Raw genomic sequence first — 530 nt, forward strand, 5'->3', positions numbered from 1 at the left:
GAGCATTCCCGTTAGGAGCTTTTCCGGGGACTTGATCAAAAAAAGCCCTCTTGGTATGATGCAGGGGTGTCAAACAACACCTACCATCATGCCAAGGAGGACTTCAGATGAATTGTACACAAAACTATAAAATTGATCAAGTAACCGAACAAACGCTTGTCGTGGGTATTGATATCGCGAAACGAACCCACTACGCCTGCTTCGTGGATGACCGGGGGCGCGTGCTTCGCAAATCGTTCCCGATCTTCCAGTCGAAAGAGGGGTTTCAACAGCTGTATAAAGCGATTCAGGGGGCGATGCAAGCGTTCGGGAAGTCAGAGGTGATCGTCGCCGTGGAGCCGACCGGGCACTACTGGTTGAACCTGGCCTACTTCCTCGAGGAGCACGGGATCCCGTTGGTCATGGTCAACCCGGCGCATGTGTGCCGGTCGAAAGAACTTGATGACAACCTGCCGACGAAACACGACGCCAAAGACGCCCTGGTCATTGCCAGACTGGCAAAAGACGGACGATTCCTCGTTCCCCGGCTG

General features: G+C 53.8%; 1 protein-coding gene. It reads left to right on the top strand.

Annotated features, from left to right (window positions below; translation table 11 throughout):
* Positions 1 to 107: 107 nt before the first annotated feature.
* A partial coding sequence (locus tag DCC82_RS18020; RefSeq protein WP_233252946.1) for an IS110 family transposase occupies positions 108 to 530 on the top strand: 423 nt, incomplete at its 3' end.

Origin of the sequence: Geobacillus sp. LYN3 (genome assembly GCF_003064505.1) — a bacterium.
Taxonomy (GTDB): Bacteria; Bacillota; Bacilli; order Bacillales; family Anoxybacillaceae; genus Parageobacillus_B; species Parageobacillus_B toebii.